This is a genomic window from Nostoc sp. CCY 9925 (assembly GCF_963920935.1).
Taxonomy (GTDB): Bacteria; Cyanobacteriota; Cyanobacteriia; order Cyanobacteriales; family Nostocaceae; genus Nostoc.
Genome location: NZ_CAWUDO010000063.1, coordinates 1 through 20,681 on the forward strand (window position 1 = coordinate 1; position 20,681 = coordinate 20,681).

The 20,681-nt window shown below is 43.4% G+C and carries 11 protein-coding genes; 4 read left to right on the plus strand and 7 right to left on the minus strand.

From position 1 onward, the window contains the following. Positions 1-139 precede the first annotated feature (139 nt). Both ACM0OY_RS26095 and ACM0OY_RS26100 read left to right on the plus strand, forming a co-directional pair. Positions 140-265 carry a hypothetical protein gene (locus ACM0OY_RS26095; RefSeq protein ID WP_414571725.1) on the plus strand — a complete coding sequence of 42 codons (126 nt, stop codon included), beginning with the start codon at positions 140-142 and terminating at the stop codon, positions 263-265. Positions 266-343: 78 nt separating this feature from the next. Further along, positions 344-1,075: a gamma-glutamyl-gamma-aminobutyrate hydrolase family protein gene (locus ACM0OY_RS26100; RefSeq protein WP_414571726.1), complete on the plus strand. Its 732-nt coding sequence runs from the start codon at positions 344-346 to the stop codon at positions 1,073-1,075. A 211-nt stretch (positions 1,076-1,286) separates the two neighbouring features. Here the strand turns inward: ACM0OY_RS26100 and ACM0OY_RS26105 are convergent, their stop codons facing one another. The 5 genes from ACM0OY_RS26105 to ACM0OY_RS26125 form a co-directional block, all read right to left on the minus strand. Then, positions 1,287-1,730 (minus strand): RpiB/LacA/LacB family sugar-phosphate isomerase, encoded by a 444-nt coding sequence (locus ACM0OY_RS26105; protein ID WP_414571727.1) that lies wholly within the window; start codon positions 1,728-1,730, stop codon positions 1,287-1,289. A 201-nt stretch (positions 1,731-1,931) separates the two neighbouring features. Further along, positions 1,932-5,087, minus strand: coding sequence for an efflux RND transporter permease subunit (locus tag ACM0OY_RS26110; protein WP_414571728.1), 3,156 nt, complete (start codon positions 5,085-5,087; stop codon positions 1,932-1,934). A 149-nt stretch (positions 5,088-5,236) separates the two neighbouring features. Further along, positions 5,237-6,871, minus strand: coding sequence for an efflux RND transporter periplasmic adaptor subunit (locus ACM0OY_RS26115; protein ID WP_414571729.1), 1,635 nt, complete (start codon positions 6,869-6,871; stop codon positions 5,237-5,239). A 641-nt stretch (positions 6,872-7,512) separates the two neighbouring features. Next, positions 7,513-8,817, minus strand: a complete 1,305-nt coding sequence (locus ACM0OY_RS26120; RefSeq protein ID WP_414571730.1) for a glycosyltransferase family 4 protein — start codon at positions 8,815-8,817, stop codon at positions 7,513-7,515. A 752-nt stretch (positions 8,818-9,569) separates the two neighbouring features. Further along, complete coding sequence (locus ACM0OY_RS26125; RefSeq protein WP_414571731.1) at positions 9,570-10,160, minus strand: PEP-CTERM sorting domain-containing protein; 591 nt, start codon at positions 10,158-10,160, stop codon at positions 9,570-9,572. A gap of 443 nt (positions 10,161-10,603) precedes the next feature. Between ACM0OY_RS26125 and glyS the strand changes: the two genes are divergently transcribed. Then, complete coding sequence (gene glyS, locus ACM0OY_RS26130) at positions 10,604-12,790, plus strand: glycine--tRNA ligase subunit beta (RefSeq protein ID WP_414571732.1); 2,187 nt, start codon at positions 10,604-10,606, stop codon at positions 12,788-12,790. Positions 12,791-12,873: 83 nt separating this feature from the next. Next, positions 12,874-14,442, plus strand: coding sequence for a UDP-N-acetylmuramoyl-L-alanine--D-glutamate ligase (murD, locus tag ACM0OY_RS26135; RefSeq protein ID WP_414571733.1), 1,569 nt, complete (start codon positions 12,874-12,876; stop codon positions 14,440-14,442). Positions 14,443-14,654: 212 nt separating this feature from the next. Here the strand turns inward: murD and ACM0OY_RS26140 are convergent, their stop codons facing one another. Both ACM0OY_RS26140 and ACM0OY_RS26145 read right to left on the minus strand, forming a co-directional pair. Continuing rightward, positions 14,655-19,586, minus strand: a complete 4,932-nt coding sequence (locus ACM0OY_RS26140; RefSeq protein ID WP_414571734.1) for an eIF2A-related protein — start codon at positions 19,584-19,586, stop codon at positions 14,655-14,657. A 240-nt stretch (positions 19,587-19,826) separates the two neighbouring features. Then, positions 19,827-20,642: an SDR family oxidoreductase gene (locus ACM0OY_RS26145; protein ID WP_414571736.1), complete on the minus strand. Its 816-nt coding sequence runs from the start codon at positions 20,640-20,642 to the stop codon at positions 19,827-19,829. Positions 20,643-20,681: the final 39 nt, after the last annotated feature.

Genomic DNA, 20,681 nt, shown 5'->3' on the forward strand with positions numbered 1-20,681 from the left:
TTGAGCAACTTTACTTTCCGTTACATACTTTGATTTTTTTGCGCCATTCTACTTACTCACTTGTGATTGAGCAAGCTAGCCGACAAAACAGATGATAACTTTAACGATAGACTAGTAAAAATTCTTTGAGGAAGTATTAATGGCACTAGTTCGTGCTGAGAGCGATCGCCAAACAGCACTAACTAAAGCACAACCTGTAACAAACCTGGTATGGGAGTGTCAACCCCTTCTCCTGCAAAGACGTTACGCGAACGGGGAATTTTAAATTCTAAATTCACGCATTACAATCCCCCTAATTTTAGGGGCTTGAAGCAAGGACTGAAATACCGAAAATAGCATCAAGATGAGTAGAAAATCTCGAAAAGCATTGATTGGCATTACAACTTACGGTCGGCAAGCAGCATTACCATTTTCTCTGCCAAGTGAATATATAGATGCAGTCCGTACCGCAGGTGGTATTCCCATATTATTACCACCAGGAGAAATTGAGCCTGCAAGACTTCTAGATTCTTTGGATGGTTTAATCATCTCTGGCGGTGGAGATATTGACCCTGTTTGCTACAACGGTTTTGCTCATCCTACTATTTATTCTGTTGATGGTGAACGTGATGCTTTTGAATTGGAGCTTGCCAAGTTTGCCCTTGAACGTCATCTGCCGATATTGGGTATTTGCCGGGGTTTACAAATTCTCATCGTCAGCTGTGGGGGTACTCTAATTCCTCATATTCCAGATGTTTACGGTACATCTGCATTACATCGTTTAGAGCCTGAACCTGGACGACGTTTGCCTACAGAACATCCCGTCACCATAGATGTAGACAGCTGTTTAGCTGACTGTTTACAGAATTCTCACATATCCGTAGTTTCTTGGCATCATCAAGCAGTAGATAAAGTACCATCTGGTTGGCGGGTTGTTGCTCATGCTTCAGATGATGGAGTAATTGAAGCTGTGGAACATGAACATCATCCTTGGGCAATTGGTGTGCAATGGCATCCTGAGCTTTCAACTGTCGATCCTAATCATCAAAGAATTTTTCAAGCTTTCGTTCAGGCTGCACATACCAAACAAAGTTAACGCAGATATAGAAATTTTGAGGTTGGTTGAGAACTGCTGTTTGCCTAACGATCGCACTTGCTAAGGCCAAATTCATCTATCCTCAAGTTCATCAGATAATTGTGCCATTTTATTGTGTATTACGATATCAGGGCGATCGCATGATGTGAATAAACTAAAAAATCATCTCATTAATTACTGCTTATTCCGTAGTCTGCCCTTCTATTGCGTCTCATTTCTCTAGTTGTCGAATTCGCTTGATTTGTAGCAGATTCCAGTCATCTTCAGAATAGGGCGTGCTAAACCAGGCATCTAATATTTCTTTAGCGATCGCTTCTGTAGTCGCACGTAAACTTAATACTAGGACATTGGCATGATTCCAAATGCGGGCACCCCGCGCCGTCTCAGCATCATGGCACAAAGCAGCACGTATCCCACAGACTTTGTTAGCAGCGATAGATGCACCAGTACCAGTCCAACAAAAAACAATTCCCTCATCTACTTTCTGAGTTGCTACTGCCAAAGCAACCTTACTACTACTGATAGGCCAATCAACTTCTCGATGATTCTCCGCTAAGGAACCGAAAGGTATAACTTCATGCCCACGCCGCTTAAGCTCTTCCAATACAGTATCAGTAAGGTTAGTGCGTTCATCACTGCCAATAGCAATTCTCATGCATTCCCCTCTAAAAGTAGCCTACCTTATTGTCTCATCTTACGATAAGTAGCGACAGTTAATTATCTTTTTAACTGTCGCTACAATTTAGCAAAATGATATTCAAGATAGAGTGTTCCTGAATCTGAATATGAAATGCCAAAATTACATTTATTTAACTTTTACTCTTTGCGCCTTTGCGCCTTGGCGTGAGACTAATTCCTATTTACCCTCAACCACCGATGATTGCAGTTCTTGATGCCGTTTTGGTTTAATGAACCGCTCTGTCGTCCCCTTAATCACAATATACAAAATTGGCACTACAAACAAACTCAAAAAAGTAGCAATTAACATCCCCCCAAAAACAGCAGTTCCCAAAGATTGCCGACTACCCGCCCCTGCACCTGTGGCAGTAGCCAACGGGAAAATCCCTAAAAGAGTGGAAAAAGCAGTCATCAAAATTGGGCGTAACCGCTCTTGCGAAGCTTCAATAGTTGCTTTGGTAATAGAAAGTCCTTGCTCGCGCAATTGGTTAGCAAATTCCACAATCAAGATAGCATTCTTACTAGCCAAACCAATCAACATTACTAGACCAATTTGACAGTAAACATCATTGTTAAAACCCCGTAACGATTGAGCTATAAGTGCTCCAAAAATAGCTAAGGGAACTGACAACATAATAATCAAAGGGTCAATGTAGTTTTCGTACTGAGCAGCTAGTACCAAAAATACAAACACCAATCCTAACCCAAAAATCAGAGGTGCTAAGCCAGCAGAATCTATTTCTTCTAATGCAGTTCCCGACCATTCGTAACCAAAACCTGGAGGTAAAACTGCTTGAGAAACTTGTTCCATTGCCTTAATAGCGTCTCCAGAACTAGAGCCAGGAGCAGCAGAACCGTTAATTTCAATTGAACGGAACAAATTATAGTGATTTATCGTTTGTGCTCCCACAGTTGGCGTCACTTTGACTAAGTTACTCAAAGGAATCATTTGATTCTTTTGGGAACGAACGTAGAGTTTACCAATATCTTTGGGATTAGAACGAAACTGTTCATCAGCTTGGATATAAACCCGATAATTGCGCTGCTGGAGATTGAAATCATTCACATATTGTGAACCCAAAGCAGTTTGCAAAGTACTGAAAACATCATCTATAGAAACTTGCAGTGCTTTGGCTTTATTACGGTCTACTTCCACAAGTAATTGTGGCGTATCTGCGGCAAAGGTACTGAATACAGCTTGTAATCCTGGTGTTTGATTGGCGCGACCGAGTAATTGCCCCATCGACTGCACCAAACTTTCTAAACCACTGTTACCTCTGCGGTCTTGCAGCTGAAATACGAAGCCGCCAAAGTTGCCTAAACCCTGAATTGGTGGCGGATTTACTGGAAAGACCCTAGCTTCTGGGATGGACGACAACTTACCTTGTAATTTACCAATTATCGCCTGTACTGATTGATCGGGTCTTTGGCGCTCGTCCCAAGGTTTTAAAGTCGTAAATATGATCCCACTGTTAGCAGTGCTACCACTAAAACCAAATCCTCCGATCGCAAAAGTTCCCAACATTTCCGGAATTTCCAGGATTTCTTTTTCTACCTGTGCCATGACATCGCTGGTATATTGCAGCGAAACGCCTTGGGGCCCTTGGATAATTGTGATGAAATAGCCTTCGTCTTCGTCTGGAAGAAAGGCTGTAGGCACTGTGGTGTACAGCCAAGCAGTCATTACCAAAGAGACGATAAACAAGCCAATGACGACGCTTTTGATACGTGTGAGAAAATTTAGTGATCGCTTATAACTATGCTGTACCCAGTCGAGAAACCGATTAATCTGGTCAAAAATCCAACCCAACCATCCTGAAGGTCTTTGTCCTTGACGCAGCAACAGCCCACACAAAGAAGGTGTCAGAGTCAAAGCCAAAAAAGTCGAAATGGCAATAGAAAAGGCAATGGTAAGAGCAAATTGCCGATAAAGTGCGCCTGTGGTTCCCGGAAAGAACGCCACTGGTACAAACACCGCCATCAAGACCAATGAAGTTGCAATCACCGCTCCGAAAAGTTCCCTCATTGATTCGCTAGCGGCTCGGCGAGGATTTATACCTTTATCTTGAATAAAACGGCTGATTTGCTCTACTACAACGATCGCATCGTCTACCACCATCCCAGATGCTAAAGTCAGACCAAACAAAGTCAAACTATTAATCGAAAAGTTAAAAACTTTAACGAAGGCAAATGTCCCTACTAAGGAAAGTGGAATTGTCAGTGCTGGAATTAAGGTAGTTCGCCAGTCCTGCAAAAACACAAAAATGACAATTACAACCAGCACCACCGCTTCAATCAGAGTCTTGGTCACTTCTGCCAAAGACTCTTCAACAAACATAGTTGTGTCAAAAGCTACCTGATATTTCATGCCTGGGGGAAAACTCGGAGCCAATCGCTCCATTTCCGCTTTCACTCCCTTGGCTACATCCAAGGCATTACTACCAGGAATCTGATAAATCCCTAAACCGATAGCATCTTTGCCACGAAATCGTAGAAATGTATTGTAATTTTCTGCACCTAGTTCTGCTCTCCCGACATCTTTGAGTTTAACTAATGTGCCATCATCTTCTGTTTTCAGGACAATTTCGGCAAATTCTGTGGTTTCTGTTAATCGGCTGGCAGCACGCACATCAATTTGATACCTTTGTCCTTCTGGAGCCGGTTCTTGCCCAATTCTGCCTGCACCCACCTGAATATTTTGTTCAGATAAAGCATTTGCCACATCTTGAGTTGTTAATCCCCGACTAGCAAGCCGATTCGGATCTAACCACAAACGCATGGCGTAGCGGCGTTCGCCAAAAACTTGGGCGTTACTGACACCTTTAACTCTTTTTAAGGCATCTGCTAAGTAGAGGTCGGCATAGTTGCTTAAAAATGTATTGTCGTATTCGTTATTCTCCACGAATAGACCAATTGCCAACAGAATATTCTGAGACTCTTTTGATACCCGGACTCCTGTGCGTTGTACAGACTCTGGTAATTGCGGTTGGGCAACAGAAACCCGATTTTGCACATCTACAGCTGCAATATCTTTATTCCGTGATGAATCAAAGGTGACTGTAATGGTACTTGTGCCATCATTACTGCTGCTGGAAGTGATATATCTGACTCCTTCAACCCCATTGATTTGTCTTTCTAAGATATTGGTAACGCCGCTTTCTACAACTTCGGCACTGGCTCCGCTGTAATTGGAAGTAACAGTGATTTGGGTAGGACTAATTTCTGGGAACCTGGCGATCGGTAGTGTTGGAATACTGATTAATCCTAGTAAAAGGATAATAATGGCGCAGACCGACGCAAAGATTGGCCGCTTAATAAAAAAGTCAACAAACATAAATTTAGAAAATTGGGCATTGGGTATTTGGCATTGGGCAAGGGGAAGAGGCAGAGGGGTAGGGGGCAAGGGGGAGAATGAAAAATTACTTCTTTCCCCTCTGCTCCCTGCTCCCTGCCCCACTCCCCACTCTCCATTCCCGTCTTGGGCTAAAAATTTCGACTACCTACTGTTTCCGGTGCAGGACTGATGGGGGCGCCATTGGTGAGGTTGAGAATACCAGAAACAACTATTTTGTCACCAGGTTTTAGTCCTTCGATAACTTGATAATTATTGCCCTCAATAGCTCCCAGCTTCACGGGCTTTTGCTGAGCGACCAATTTTGGTGCTCCAGGTTTAGAGTTTTGTGCCGATGCTTGAGTTGGTGCTTGAGTTGCTGTTTGATCTGGTGCTTGAGTGGGTGCTTCAGCCACAAAGACAAATGTCTCCCCACCCAGGCGAGATACTGCTGTCACTGGAATTAAAATTCCTGGGCGTTCGTCCCAAATCACTTTAGTTTGTACTGATTGGCGATTGAGCAGTTGACTTCTAGAATTACCAAAGTTGGCTTTAGCTAAAACTGTTTGCGAATCTAAGCTTGCATCTGGGGAGATGAAACTCACTTTACCTGTGGCTATGGCTTTGCCTTGGGCGTCGAGCATTTGCACAGGTAATCCCAAGCGCAACTTTTTGGCTTCTTCTAAAGGAACGGCAATATTCAGTTCTAATGAGTCATTTCTAGTTAATGTAGTTAGCTGATCTGCTTTTTCTACGTAATCTCCGATTTTTGTGGGAATATCACCAACAATGCCAGTAAAAGGAGCTAGGACTTTTGTATATTGCAGTTGGACTTGGGCAGCTTGGACTTGACCAGCTGCTTGAGTTACTTGCGATCGCGCTTGGGCAATTTCTTCTGGACGCGAACCATTTTCTAGTTGTCTCAAGTTCTGTTGCTGTTGTTCTACGGCAGCGGCTAACTCGTTGATACTAGAGTTTCTACTCTTTTTGAGTTGGCCTAAACGTTTTTGGGCTACCACAAGCGCAGCTTCAGCACTCCGCTGTTCTTTGACATATCCTTCTAGCAAATCTTGAGAAACTGCGCCCTCTTTTCTCAATTGCTCGTATCGTTTGGCTCGTGACTGTGCTAGTTCAACATCAGATTTAGCTGACTCGATTTGAGCCTCAGCCTGAGCAATTTCTTCTGGCTGCGCTCCCGCTTGGGCATCTTTGAGGCGAGCTTGGGCTTGGGCTAACTGCGCTCTAGCTTGGGCAACTTCTTCAGAGCGCGTACCCGCTACAAGTTCAGCAAGACGCGCTTGGGCTTGTTGGAGTGCGCCTCTAGCTTGTAATAACTGAGCTTGGGCATCATCGCTTTGCAAGGTAAAAATAACTTGCCCTTGTTGGACTCGGTTGCCCTCACTGACGAAAACCTGGGTAATTCGTCCTTCAATCTGTGGCTTAATCATTACAGAGCGTGGAGCTTCTAAGGAGCCAAGAAACTGGGAACTTTCTTGTGTAGTTTCTGTCTCTACAGTTGCTAGCTTCACGGGAACCGCCATAGGTTGACCAGCAGCCGCCTGATTAGCAGATGCTCCATTGCTAGCATTGCTAGTTTGCCACCAGCGCCAACCGAAACCAACACCTGTGATTAACAGAATAATTCCCAACACCAGAGGCCAACGCCGATTTTTAGGTGACTTGGGCGATCGCTCTGGCAACGATCCGGACTCTTGACTAGAATCATTAACAGCAGGCTGTTCTATTTCAACAGGAAAGGAAGACTCAGGGAACTCAGAATGCGACATTTTCGTTTTCTCGTCTTGTGGATCTAGACTTGAGCAATCTTACTTACGTCAACGAGGAGGAGGGTATTGGACATGGGGCATTGGGAGTGTGGGAGGGGTGAGAGGTGTGGGAAGAATGGAGGAGGAGAAGTATAAATTATCTTTCCCCCCACACTCCCTAAACTTCCCATCTCCCCTACCCTATATCTCTGCCTCTCAGGCAAAGCAACGTACCTCTAAAACTATGCAAAGATGTTTTCAAATCAGTATCTGAGCGCACTGTACCGTTCTCCTCGCCGTTTTTTATTACACAACCAGCTGTTTGGGCAGCAATTTGTCAGTCTTGTATCACCTCAGATGGGCAACCTGATGCTGGGTTTTTCATAAGTGTTTGCAAGTGCTTGCTTGCATCTCTATGTAAGTATTAGGTTGCATTATAACTACATAGTAAAGAAGATTGGTAATGCTAAAAATGAGTTTACCGTTACTTAAGTACTAGTGAATATTGATCTGAAGGAAGAAAAGAGTAGCGAATCGCTAATTATTTGAGACCTATCTAATCAAGATTGCGAGTTTCATCGATTTATCCTCAGGAAGAACAAAGCACAATCAGTGTTTATTGATCCAGAATCCTCTTTTTAATCGATTTCAACTTCCTACACTTAGGTCACCCGATCGGGTGATTTAATTTTCCCAGATTTGGGGAGTGTGGGGAGTGTGGGGAGATCAATTGATTTTTGATTGGCAACAATCTGAGAAAACAGGCACTCATAGCGATCGAGTGCTTGCTCTAAGGAATAGTTTGCTTCGGCGAACTGTCTGCCTATGTAACCTAGCTTTGCCGCTAGAGTCGGATTGGTATATAAATCCTGTACTGCATCTGCTAAAGCATGGGGTGATTCTGGTTCCACAATTATGCCACCACCACTAAGTGCGATCGCTCTAGCAGCAGTACCACTTGCCGGAACTGAACCCACAATCGGGCGACCACTCGCCAAAAGTAGTGGTATTTTTGAAGGCATATTGAAAGAAATCACATTGTGTTTTTGCACAATCAACCCGATATCTGATGCTGCTAGCATTTCCGGTAGTTTTTCTCGCGACTGCAAGGGTAGCAGCAAAACATTATCTGCTCCATTTAATAGACAATATTCCTGTAACCTTTGCAATGCTTTTGATTCACCAACAATCACAAAGACAATATCCTTGATATGACGCAAGCAAACTGCTGCTTCTATGACTGTCTCTAAACCTTGTGTGAGGGCAATGTTTCCGGAATAAAGTACTACAAATTTCCCATCTAGTTGATGTGTAGATCTCCACGAGTTATCGTGTTTCGGTAAAGGGCGGATGAAATTTATATTCACCCAATTGGGAATACAAACAATTTTATTAATAGGTACTCCCTTATTGACTAAGTTCTCACTAAACCCATCGGCAATCACGCTAATTTTGTGTGCAGTTCGGTATGCAAATTTTTCTAAAGCTGCAAGAGTTCGGATCATCCACTTGTTTTTCAGTAGCCCAACACGCACGGCAGCTTCTGGTAATATATCTTGCACATTCAGAATTAGTGGACAGTTGTATAAGTAACTAAATATTGTTGCTGGTAAGATACCTAGTAGAGGCGGAACTGTTAAGATGATCGCATCTGGACGTTGGCCTTTAAAGGCTTGGGGCAAGCTGGTGAAGACAAAGCTCAACTCCAATAAGAGCCGATCTACAACGTTGGGTTTAGATTTAATTCGCACGTAACTTCGTTGGATTGTGACGCCATTTTTTTGTTCAGTTACGTACCATTTACCCCGATACTCATCGTAAATCTGTCGCTCAGGATAGTTGGGCATTGCAGTGATCACTCGCACTTCATGACCTCGCTTTCCTAGTCCTTCTGCCAATTCAGTCATTAAGGGAGCAATTCCAATCGGCTCTGGATGATAGTTGTAGGAATAGATCAGAATGTGCATGAGCTATTTGTGAAGTTTGTCAAGACAGCCACAGATGAGCAGATTAATTGCTAACTTCAGTAGAGACTGCTACTTTGTATTATTTAATTTAGGTTGTGAACAGATTATGAATTTTTAAATCACAATCGCAATCAACACTATTAATAAATTTTCTATGTGGATTTTAACAGTTATCAGTTTTTTACTTGGAAAAAGTCTCTCCAGCGGACAGTAAAAAGTTAGCAGCGTTCACTGATAAGTATTTACTGTTGACTGAATTTAAGTTGTTCTCCACGTGCGTGATAACTGCTTACTCATTTAAAAGGGAATTTAATGCTTAATTTTACACTTAGGGGATTGTAGCATTATATTTAATCTCGTGCATGAAGCCCACATTCCGGCTTTTAAACTGGCACATGAAATATTTTTAACCAAGTCATCAGTATTGCATTCATTGGCAAGCATCCAATTTTTTCAATATTTTAAAGGCACTAACTTTTCAACACTAGCTTTTTGACTAGTTTCGTGTTTGAAGCTGTTACCAAAGAAACAATGCTGTAGCTTGCAAGATCGCCTTGGTAGTTAAACTTGAAGTCAACAGCTGAGCTAGGCTTCTAGCATCGCTCCAATATTGATATAAGTATTGGAGCGATGCCTGCGCCAGCTAGCTGATAAGGCTCAATGATAGACTCAGTAGTTTACTGAACTATTGGGGCTAGAATAGAAATTCATTAAACTAAATCTGGCAACCTCAAACTAGGATGCCTAACTTTCTAGCAAGAGGCTTGCTTTTTCTTTAGAGTTGAACCTACGCCCAACATCCCAAATGCCAGTAAAGCCAGGATAGAAGCAGGTTCAGGAACTTTGGATACCTGAATAGAACCAGAATTTTGATCTAGTGTTATTGATGTTCCCTGTTGATTGACATCCTGACGTAATTGCAAAGAATTGCCAACTGTTCCAGAAAAGAAGTATTCTCCGATTACACCTGTTCCTCCTCCTATATTCAGGGGACCAAATAATGTCTCACTAGAAGTATCAAAGTTGAAAGCGAAGAAGCTAGATTGCGACACCCCACCACTAACAGTGTTATATGTTCCTAGAACGTTTTGAGATGGGTCTAAGAAAGAGACGTTTAAGGATTGTAAAAAGTTGGTTGCTCCACTACCACTTTCTGTAATAATTGTAGGCGCTGTAGTTTCATCATAGCTAAATGAACCTATTGCTGAATAACCAGCATCACCTAGCCAGTTCAACTTGAAATCAATAGCTTGAGCTGGGTTGTTGGCACTAGCAGCGATCGCAACACTAACAACGGTACTAGTTGCTGCGATCATAGCCATTTTGGCGAAAATATTTTTCATGGTCACAACTCCAAAGTTGATTGATTTATGATGCGGGTATCAATGCATCAAACAACCTCAGCTTACGATAGAAATCTTTACAGGTAAATGATGCATAAAGCCAAACTGGAAAATGTAAAAAATAAATGAAGAAAAACACTAGTTTTTTAAAGTTTTGCCAAAAATACCAAGTCTATTCAAATAATCGTCTAAATATCAGTTGTCAAAGTATTTCTACTTAATCAGGTTAAAGCTACTGTTTAACTCGCTTCATTCCAGAGGGGAGTTTTAAATCGTTTGGGTGTCCAGCATAATAGCTTTTTTGACCCATCGATATATCTATTGAGTTATATAATTTTGGTGGTACAAAAGCCTGTGTAGCAATTAAGTATTAAAAAATACGCAATAAATTTTGCTATACACTTATTTCGATAAATATTGTGTATCTTTTGTGTAGTAAATAAATGATTCAAGCCAAAAACATTGATCGATCGGCACATTTAGCTTTTCTATTAGAAATTGGTACAGAAGAACTACCTGCAAGTTTTCTCAGTGATGCCTTAGTGCAGTGGCAAGAGCGCATTCCCCGAAGTTTGGAAGCAAACAGCCTCAAGGGCGAAAGCGTCGAGGTGTACGGGACTCCCCGGCGTTTGGCGGTATTGATTAAAGGTCTACCATCCCAGCAACCAGACCGGGAAGAAGAAATTAAAGGGCCTCCTGCTGCCGCTGCCTTTAAAGATGGTCAGCCGACCCCAGCAGCAATAGGCTTTGCCAGAAGGCAGGGCGTGGAAGTAGATGCGCTGTCTGTTCGCCCGACTGATAAAGGGGATTTTGTGTTTGTGCAAAGAAGAATTTCTGGTCGTCCTGTGGCGGAAATTTTGACAGAACTTGTTCCCCAGTGGATTTGGGGCTTGGAAGGTAAGCGGTTGATGCGATGGGGTGATGGAGATGCGAGATTTTCTCGACCAATTCGTTGGCTTGTGGCTTTGTTAGATGATACGGTGCTGCCTTTAGAGTTGGTGAATGGTTCTAAAACGATTCAAAGCGATCGCATTTCCCAAGGTCATCGCGTCTTACATCCTCAACCTGTGACAATTACCCAGGCTATAGATTATGTTACCACCCTCAAAGAAGCCTACGTTACCGTTGACCCAGAAGAACGGGCAAATTTGATCGCAGAGCAAGTAAATACAGTTGCCGAAAAGTTAGGTGGAAATACAGTAATTTACCCCGATTTGTTAGAAGAAGTAACCAACCTAGTAGAATATCCCTCCGCAGTCGTCGGTAAATTTGAACCAGAATTTTTGGAATTGCCGACTGAGGTAGTTACAGAAGTTATGGTCACTCATCAACGTTATTTTCCTGTATTTAAATCAGGCAGTCTAGAACAAGAATTATTGCCCAATTTCATCACTATTTCTAACGCCGATCCCCAAAAATCAAATATTGTTGCTGTGGGAAATGAGCGGGTAATTCGTGCCAGATTAGCTGATGGGAGATTTTTCTACGAAGCCGATTTAACTAATCCTTTGGAAAGCTTTCTACCAAAGTTAGAAACAGTCACTTTCCAAGAAGAATTAGGTTCGTTGCGTCTCAAGGTAGATAGAGTAGTTAAGATTGCCGAGCAAATAGCTAACCAATTAGAATTAGCAGCAAATCAAACCCAAAAAATCCAGCGTGCTGCTTTATTATGTAAAGCAGATTTGGTTAGCCAAATGGTGTATGAATTCCCCGAATTACAAGGTATTATGGGAGAAAAATATGCCTTAGCTAGCGGTGAAGATAGCGAAGTAGCAAAGGCAATTTTTCAACATTACTTGCCAACAGGCGCAGGTGACAATTTACCAGAAACACTCACAGGTCAAGTTGTTGGTTTAGCAGATCGATTAGATACTTTAGTGAGTATCTTTGGTTTAGGTTTAATTCCTTCTGGTTCTTCCGATCCTTTTGCTTTGCGTCGTGCTGCTAATGCAGTAGTGAAAATTACTTGGTTTGCTAATTTAGCAATAAGATTAGATGATTTACTGTTGCAAATAGCAACAGATTTTGCAGCAAAATATCACAAAGAACTGGCATCATTAACCACAGCATTACAAGAATTTTTCTTACAACGTATTCGGACTTTATTGCAAGAAGAAAAACAGATTGATTACGACTTGGTAAATGCAGTGTTGGGAGAAAACGATCGAGAATATACAGAACGGGCATTAAAAGATTTGTTAGATGTACGCGATCGCGCCTTATATCTGCAACAAATTCGTAACGACGGCATCTTAGATACCATTTATGAAACCGTTAACCGTTCCACACGCTTAGCTGCCCAAGGTGATCTAGATACAAAACAGCTAGAACCCACAGCCGTAATCCGTGAAGAACTATTCCAAAAGCCTTCCGAAGTGGCTTTGTATAATGCCTTAATTGATTTAGTGCCAGAAACTCGAGCAGCACAAGAAACCAGAAACTATCAACTGTTAGTAGCAGCCCTCACAAAAATTGCTCCTACAGTTAGTAACTTCTTTGACGGGCCGGATAGCGTTTTAGTAATGGACTCCGATCCAGAAATTAAGCGTAATCGATTACATCTGCTGGGATTAGTTCGCAACCATGCCCGTGTTTTAGCTGATTTCGGAGCAATTGTCAAAAATCTGTAGCGTAGGTCAACAAAAAGTTGTGTAATTTTTGCCAATAAACGTTAGTATAAGGAGTGCTTAACCAGGGATCTCTGCTGCAATCTATGTCCAGAGCTACTGTAATTGGATTTGGAAAGTCCGGTGTTGCTGCGGCGAGATTGTTGAAACGGGAAGGTTGGGAGGTGGAGCTAAGCGATTCCGCTAGCGCCAAGAGCTTAGCTGAACGCAACACCTCCGAAACCCTCCTTCAACAACAACAAGAACTCGCTGCCGAACAAATAACCGTTAAACTAGGTCAATCCCCGGACTTGAATGGTGCTAATTTACCGCAATTAATAGTCGTTAGTCCTGGCGTGCCTTGGGATATTCCTGTATTAAATAGGGCACGCGAACTAGGGATTGAAACCATCGGCGAAATGGAACTCGCTTGGCGACATTTGCAATCTTTACCTTGGGTAGGAATTACTGGCACTAACGGCAAAACCACCACTACATCTTTAATTGCCGCCATTTTTCAAGCAGCAGGCTTAAACGCACCCGCTTGCGGTAATATTGGCTACGCTGCTTGTGAAGTCGCGTTGTCTTGGAAGGGACACAAAGATATGAAAGAAGAGGACACGGAGACACAAAGACACGGAGACACGGAGAATTCTTTCCCCGCGTCATCGCGTCTCCCAGTCTCTGCGTCTTCTTCACTCGATTGGGTGATTGCCGAAATTAGCAGCTATCAAATAGAATCTTCAACGTCTCTTGCACCTCGCATCGGTGTTTGGACGACTTTCACACCGGATCATTTGGCGCGGCATAAAACTTTAGAGAATTATTACAACATCAAAGCCAAGTTATTGAGTCAGTCTGAATTACAAATATTTAATGGCGATGATGCCTACTTGAGTAAGCTAGGTTTGAGTGCTTGGCCGAATGCTTATTGGACGAGTGTCAAAGGAAAAGATTTCCTGATTAGCGAAAAAGGCTTTTACATTGAAAATGGCTGGGTTGTGGAAAAGTTAACTGCTAACTCTGCACCAGAACGGATTGTGAAAGTCTCAGCTTTGCGAATGGTGGGAGAACATAACCAGCAAAATCTCTTGATGGCGGTAGCGGCGGCTCGGTTGGCGGGAATTAATGCCGATGCGATCGCTCGTGCAATTAGTGAATTTCCTGGGGTTGCCCATCGTTTAGAACATATCTGCACTTGGGAAGGTATTGATTTTATTAACGATAGCAAAGCCACTAACTACGATGCTGCCGAAGTTGGCTTGGCATCGGTGAACAGCCCAGCAATTTTAATTGCTGGTGGAGAAGCGAAAGCAGGTGATGATACTGCTTGGCTAGCACAAATTCAAAATAAAGCTGCTGCTGTGTTATTAATTGGCTCTGCTGCACCCACATTTGCCCAACGGTTGCAAGAAGTAGGGTATTATACTTACGAAATTGTGGAAACTATGGAAAGGGCAATCCCCAAGTCAGCAGAATTAGCTAAGCAGCATCAAGCACCTGTAGTGTTGCTATCTCCTGCTTGCGCGAGTTTCGACCAGTACCCGAATTTTGAAGTGCGGGGCGACCATTTTCGCGAGTTGTGCCTTGCTTGGGTGGAAAACTCCAAGCCCAGCAAACTAGAACTTCTAGACCTAGAAAATTCTAGTAAACAGTCCATAGTTCAAAGTCGTTAGGCTCATCCCATCTCTAAAAGAGGATGGGATTTAACGTTGACTGTTAACTGTCATCAGTCAACAGTCAAGGAAAAAGGTGTTAATTTCTAAACGATTTTTCTAAAAAATGTATTTAAAAATACTGTTTTTATGACAGTAATGGGATGTAAAGGTATCGATCGCAAAAGTTTTCAGTCTACTGAATTTAAATAATCTTTGCAACACATCGATAGCTAAACTGAGGTATCTTCTTTGTTCCAGACATACTTTTGGCAAGTTTCACAGGCTGCGATCGCAATCTCACGCTGTTCCTCATTCTCAATTGATTCAGGATTTATGAAAATAGGGTGGTAGCGGAGGCGATCGCAGCAAACTTTCAACCACGACCTCCAGCTACCTCGCCACAGTCGTATTGTCTTATCGCTGCCAGCACTAACAATCATTTCACCATTAGGACTGAAGACAACTGATAAGACATCACCCTTATGCCCTCGTAAGGGTTCACCAATAGGATTTCCCTGCAAGTCCCACAAACGGACAGTACTATCTCCACCGCCACTAACAATTGTTTGTCCATCTGGACTAAACGAAATAGATTCTACACGCTGTCCAAAAGTCCCTGAAAAGGCATCAGGAGGATCATGGTCATGTCCTCGGAATGTTTTCACAATTGAATCGTTCTGCAAACTCCATATGCTGATTGTGCAGTCTGAATTACCATTAATCATCATTTGTTGATGTGGATCAAATCCCACAGAATAGCCGCTAAGGGTATGAAATTTTTTAATGAGGTTACCCTGCAAATCCCAAAAACAGATAACAGAACCTAAACCTAAGCTACTACGACTCATAATCATCTGATTATCAGGACTAAATGCTACATATGTGACATCACCGCCATGCCCTCGCAATGGTTCGCCAATAGGATTACCTTGCAAGTCCCACAGGCGAATAGTGGAATCTGCACTACCACTCACAATCATCTGATTATCAGGACTAAATGCTACATATGTGACAGATTTCTCATGCCCTTGCAAGGGTTCGCCAATAGGATTACCCTGCAAGTCCCACAAGCGAATAGTGGAATCTGCACTACCACTCACAATCATCTGGCCATCAGAATGGCTAAACGCAACTGAGTGAACTCTGCCCTTATGCCCTCGAAAGGGTGATCCCATAGGCTTACCTTGTAGGTTCCAAAGACGAATAGTGCAATCCCAACTTCCGCTTATGATGATTTGACTATTCGGGCTAAAAGCTACGGAGCAAATACGATCTTCATGTCCCTCGAAAGGATATCCCATAGAAATGCTTTGTAGATCCCATAAACGGATGCTTACGTCTGAAGGGGTAAAAATATCTCGATTAGAGCTACTGTTGACAAGAGTTTGACCATCAGGGCTAAATGCAACTGAGGTAACGTGGTTAACTTCTTCTATGTTCACCTCCTCTGTTAATGGCTTTCCAATAAGATTGCCTTCTAATCCCCACAAACGAATTGTATAATCGTTATTACTGCCGCTTACAATTATCTGACTGTCAGGACTGAATGCCACACTATTAACCGACCCATATCCTCCTCGAAAGAGTTGCCCAATCAAATGACCCTGTAAATCCCACAAACGTACTGTTGTATCTCTACCACCACTAGCAATAAGTTTCCCATCCGGGCTAAATGCCACAGATATAACCCCTCCCTGATGCCCTTCAAACGGTCGCCCAATTAAGCTACCTCGCAAGTCCCACAGGCGGATAGTGGAATCTTCACCGCCACTCACGATCATCTGACCATCCGGGCTAAATACCACAGATGTAACCTCCTTCTGATGCCCTTCAAACGGTCGCCCAATTAAGCTACCTTGCAAGTCCCACAGGCGGATAGTGGAATCATTACCGCCACTCACGATCATCTGACCATCCGGGCTAAATGCCACAGATGTAACCTCCCTCTGATGCCCTCGAAAGATTTGCCCGATAGGATTACCTCGCAAATTCCACAAACGGATTGTGCTATCCCGACTGCTACTTACGAGCATCTGATTATTGGGACTGAATGCAATACAACTGATTAGATCTTCATGCCCTTCAAAGGTCTTTTCAAGCGCATTACCCTGCAAATTCCAGAAGTAGATCGTATTGTCACCACTTGCAATCATTCCACCATCAGGACTAAGTGCAACAGACAGGAAGCGACTGATAGGAGGTATAGAACGATCAGGCGAGGGAGTTATTCGGAGAGAAATCCGAGCAAAATCCATTGCTTTTCGCAAACTCGTCTGCACTGGAGTAATTATTTGTTCTTGTAATCCATCCAAATTTTGCCCGATTGATGCAACTGCTAGAGTTAAAGCATTTAATGGCTGAGTTGTAATCAGATTGTCAACTTCAGTTGCTTGTTCCTGTAATTTGATTTTCAGCCGTGATTTTCTAGTATCCTCTTGTTGAGCATCTCTGTAAAAGATACTGTTTTGAATTAATTCTTTCTCTCGCAAGTTTAACCAATTATCAGACAACTTTAAAATCTTCTCTAATTGATTAAGCCGATCGCCATCCGGCATCAATAAACCATCAGGACGATTGTTTCTATCCCAATCGTTTGCCTGTGCAGTTAATCGCTGCTGTAGCTCTAGAGTTTCTTTTGCGTTTTCTTCATTGATCCAATCCTGCAATGTACCCCAACCGCGCACCAGAAAATCGTGAGCAGCTTCTACGTAGGGTTCTCCGGTTTCCAATTGTCCTTTAACAAAGAGGCGCGCTTCCAGCAAGCGCTCAACTACTTGCTGAACGCGATCGCTCTCATCTTTAGTGGGATACTCCAACTCAGATTCAGGTACTCGTCGCCGTGCAGTTTCTCCACCCTCCAAAGTCAGCATTCGCAGCATGACTCGGCGCATAGTAATTTGGGCAGCTGCACCCAATTCATCACCAATCTTTTGATATTCCTCATTCGCTTTGCGAGTCAGAGAGCCAGCTACGCCACCTTCCTTGTCAAAGTCAGCATCAATCGTTAAGGCGCGATCGCTACTTTCGCCATCTTTCCACTTGTTGGCAAGTTTAATATAGAACTCGCTAAGAGTGAAGGAGAGCAGGGGTAATGCTCCAGGCATCTGACCTACTTCGTCAATTAGGCGATCGACCAGGTTGGCTGGTTCAAAGTAGAGTGCCATTTCGGATGCAGGCCCAGCGATCGCTTGTCGTAATTCGTCTGAGCGCATGGCACGGACTGGAAATCTAGCTTTTGTCCAGTAAGACTTGAGGGCTTCGGAGTTCAAGAAACGGGGTTCAAAGTCGGAGCGTAAGGTGATGATAATGCGGAGTTGGGGAAGGTTTGCTGCTAATGTTGTCTCTAGCAGTTGCAAGAACTCTTGCCATTCTTCGGCAGCATCGTTCGGCTGATTGGGTTGAGCTTTGCGACCAAGGGTGATTAACTCCTCAAACTGGTCAATTACCAGCAATAATTTGACACCAGGATGCTTCTGACTCCAGGCTTTGACAATTTCAATGAAAGAATTAGAAGCAGATTGCAATTGTTGAGTCAGAGGATTGAGACAAGTTAGGAAGACATGTTTGAGTTGGTGCTGCTGTTGGGATTCTGGCTCTGTTTCAGTTGCACAAAGGGCATAAAGTGTCTCAAAATGCTCTACAATCAGCAGCTGCTTGGCAGTATGGCTGTCTTGGTTCCAGGTTGTGGTAATTTTGGTAAATTTCTCTGCTTCTAGCTTTAAGCCTTGCGTAGTACGGCTAGTTTCTCCATATTTACTGGAAGCCTCAGCAATTTTAGGCTGTAATTGCTTAATCTCCTGGTTCAGCCTTTCACTGAGAAAGCTGAGCGAGTCGAGTTGGACTGTGGTGGGCAGATCGGCGATCGCCCAAATGGTTCTGGCTAAAGCAGCGAACGGTGATTCACCAGGACGTATAGGGTTGAGGATGTGCCATTGATGGATAAAGTTGATTGGCAGTAATTGAGGCAGAAACAATAACTTAGGAAAAACATCAAGGATAGCCGATGTCAAAATGCAAATCTTGACAAGGTTGACCGCAAACATCTCTGGCTTGGACAATTCTCTCAGGTACGGAATCAGCCCCGCTTTGACTAAGCTGGATTTCCCAGAACCGGAGACTCCCAAAACAACGGTCAGTGAATGGTCTGGTGCAGCAATCCGCGTATACAAATTTTCGATGAGTTCTTGCCTGCCAAAGAAAAAGCGTGCGTGTTCCTCTTCAAACGGCTTTAGTCCCTGATAGGGATTGTTGGTTTCATCTATGGGGTCTGCCTCGCTCAGGCTTTCTCGGTCAAAATTTGGATCGTGGAAAATGTACTCGCCGCGATCGTGCTTTTTCAAGGGATAGAGTCCGGGGGTTTGACGATCGCCAGAACGGGTTTCTACATTGTCACGCAGATATAGATAGAGTTCGGGGGTAGTAATTACTCCATCTTTGGTTAAGTCTGCTTTTTTGTAGCGCCTGCCTTTTTCATCTGGTTCGCCATCTTGTAATGCTTCAAACAAAGCTTCAGCAAAAGGCGAGTGTTGTTTACCTTGCGACTTTTCGCTAATGCCTCGCTTGTCGCTCAAAAAGTCGAGAGCTTCCTGGTTGTGGGCAGCAGAGGTGATGACTTGCCATGCGGGATAACGAATAAAGCGATCGTAGTGTTCTCGGTGGATGGTTTCAGGAATGGGGATGAGTTTACGGGTGCTTGCCCAGCGGAAGGTGCCAGCAAAGCAGCAATCAAGGATAACGATCAGGTGATGGCAGGGTAGGGCAATGAGGGCATCATGGAGTACCTGCATAGACAGGAAATTGTGAGATTCTCCAGGTTTTGGATTAGGATTAGCATCTTGAGGCAGTAGAAACCCTCTCGGTCCGTCGTCGCTTTCGAGGGGCATTCCGTGTCCGGCGAAGTAGAAGAGCAGGCGATTGTTTTCGGCTGGTGGCTGGAGTTGTTCGGGCAACCATTTGGTCAACAAGTTTTCAAGCTCTTTCAATGTCGGCTTTCGCTCAGTGTTATCTCCATCGGTAATTAGCTCAACCTGATACTGGTACTTATCTTTCAATAGTTCCGCGAGTGTCTCAGCATCCGGTTTTGCTGTGTTCAGTTTGGCAATGCCGTTTTGATATTGGTTGATACCGATGGCGATCGCCAAGTTGTGTGTAAATTTCTTCATTTATGAAACAGCCTTGCTTGTTAACACGGTTATCTAACCAAAATTCCAGTGGAATCAAGGCGATCGCCGCTCCTTTTTAACTTAGAATCACCTCAACTGCCTATACTTGATTCATTGCCTACTTCCTGACTGCTTATGTCTGAGAAGCTTTGATATATTTACATAAACTGCGTTTTTCTTCACTGATATTGACTGTGGGATTGCTCAGATATCATCCATCCATTCGCAAAAGTTTTCGGTCTACTGACTTTTAGCAACAATCCGATCCATATACCAGTTAATTCCAGGAGCTAACAAGCTGTGAAGCTTGCTAAGCAATGTCATTTCTAGCCCCGGAGTAATTACAAATGATTTTTTCTTAATCCCTTGTACAATTTCAAAAGCCACTTTCTCGGCGCTCCAAATCTTGGCAGTGCCAGTAATCATCTGCGTTTCAATAGGCTTGGTCTTGTTTTCCTCCTCAAGTTGCGGGGTATCAGTATCGGGAGGATAAACAATCGAGACGTTCACTCCCATCAACTTTAATTCGCCGCGCAGGGACTCCGCTAAACCCCGTAGGGCAAACTTGGTAGGACTATAGGTCGTGTAGCCATAGATACCAATCAAACCCGCACCAGAAGAGATTAGTACGATGTCACCCTGTCGTTGTTGTTGCATAGGTGGTAGTGCTGCCCTAATGCAGTAAAGTGAGCCAAAGTAATTGACTGCCATTGTGCGTTCAAAAACCTCTGTTGAGAGTTCTTGAAAATAACCTGGTTGGGCAATACCAGCAGAAGTAATTAACAAATTAACAAAGCCGATTTGGTCAATAGCTGTCTTCATAGCTTGCTGGGCTTGAACTCGATCCGCTACATCTGCGGAAATGGCAATAACGCGCTGATTTGGATGCGCCCTTAGTGCCTCTATCTCTGCTTTTGCAGCCTCCAACTTCGTTTGGTTGCGAGCAACAATTGAAATATGTGCGCCCTCGCTAGCTAATAGTTGCGCTGTTGCTTTACCGATTCCACTGGAACCGCCAGTAATAATAGCGTGTTTTTGGTCAAAATTTGTACTCATAATTTTGAGGATAACCTTGAAAGGGTTACTCCTCAACAG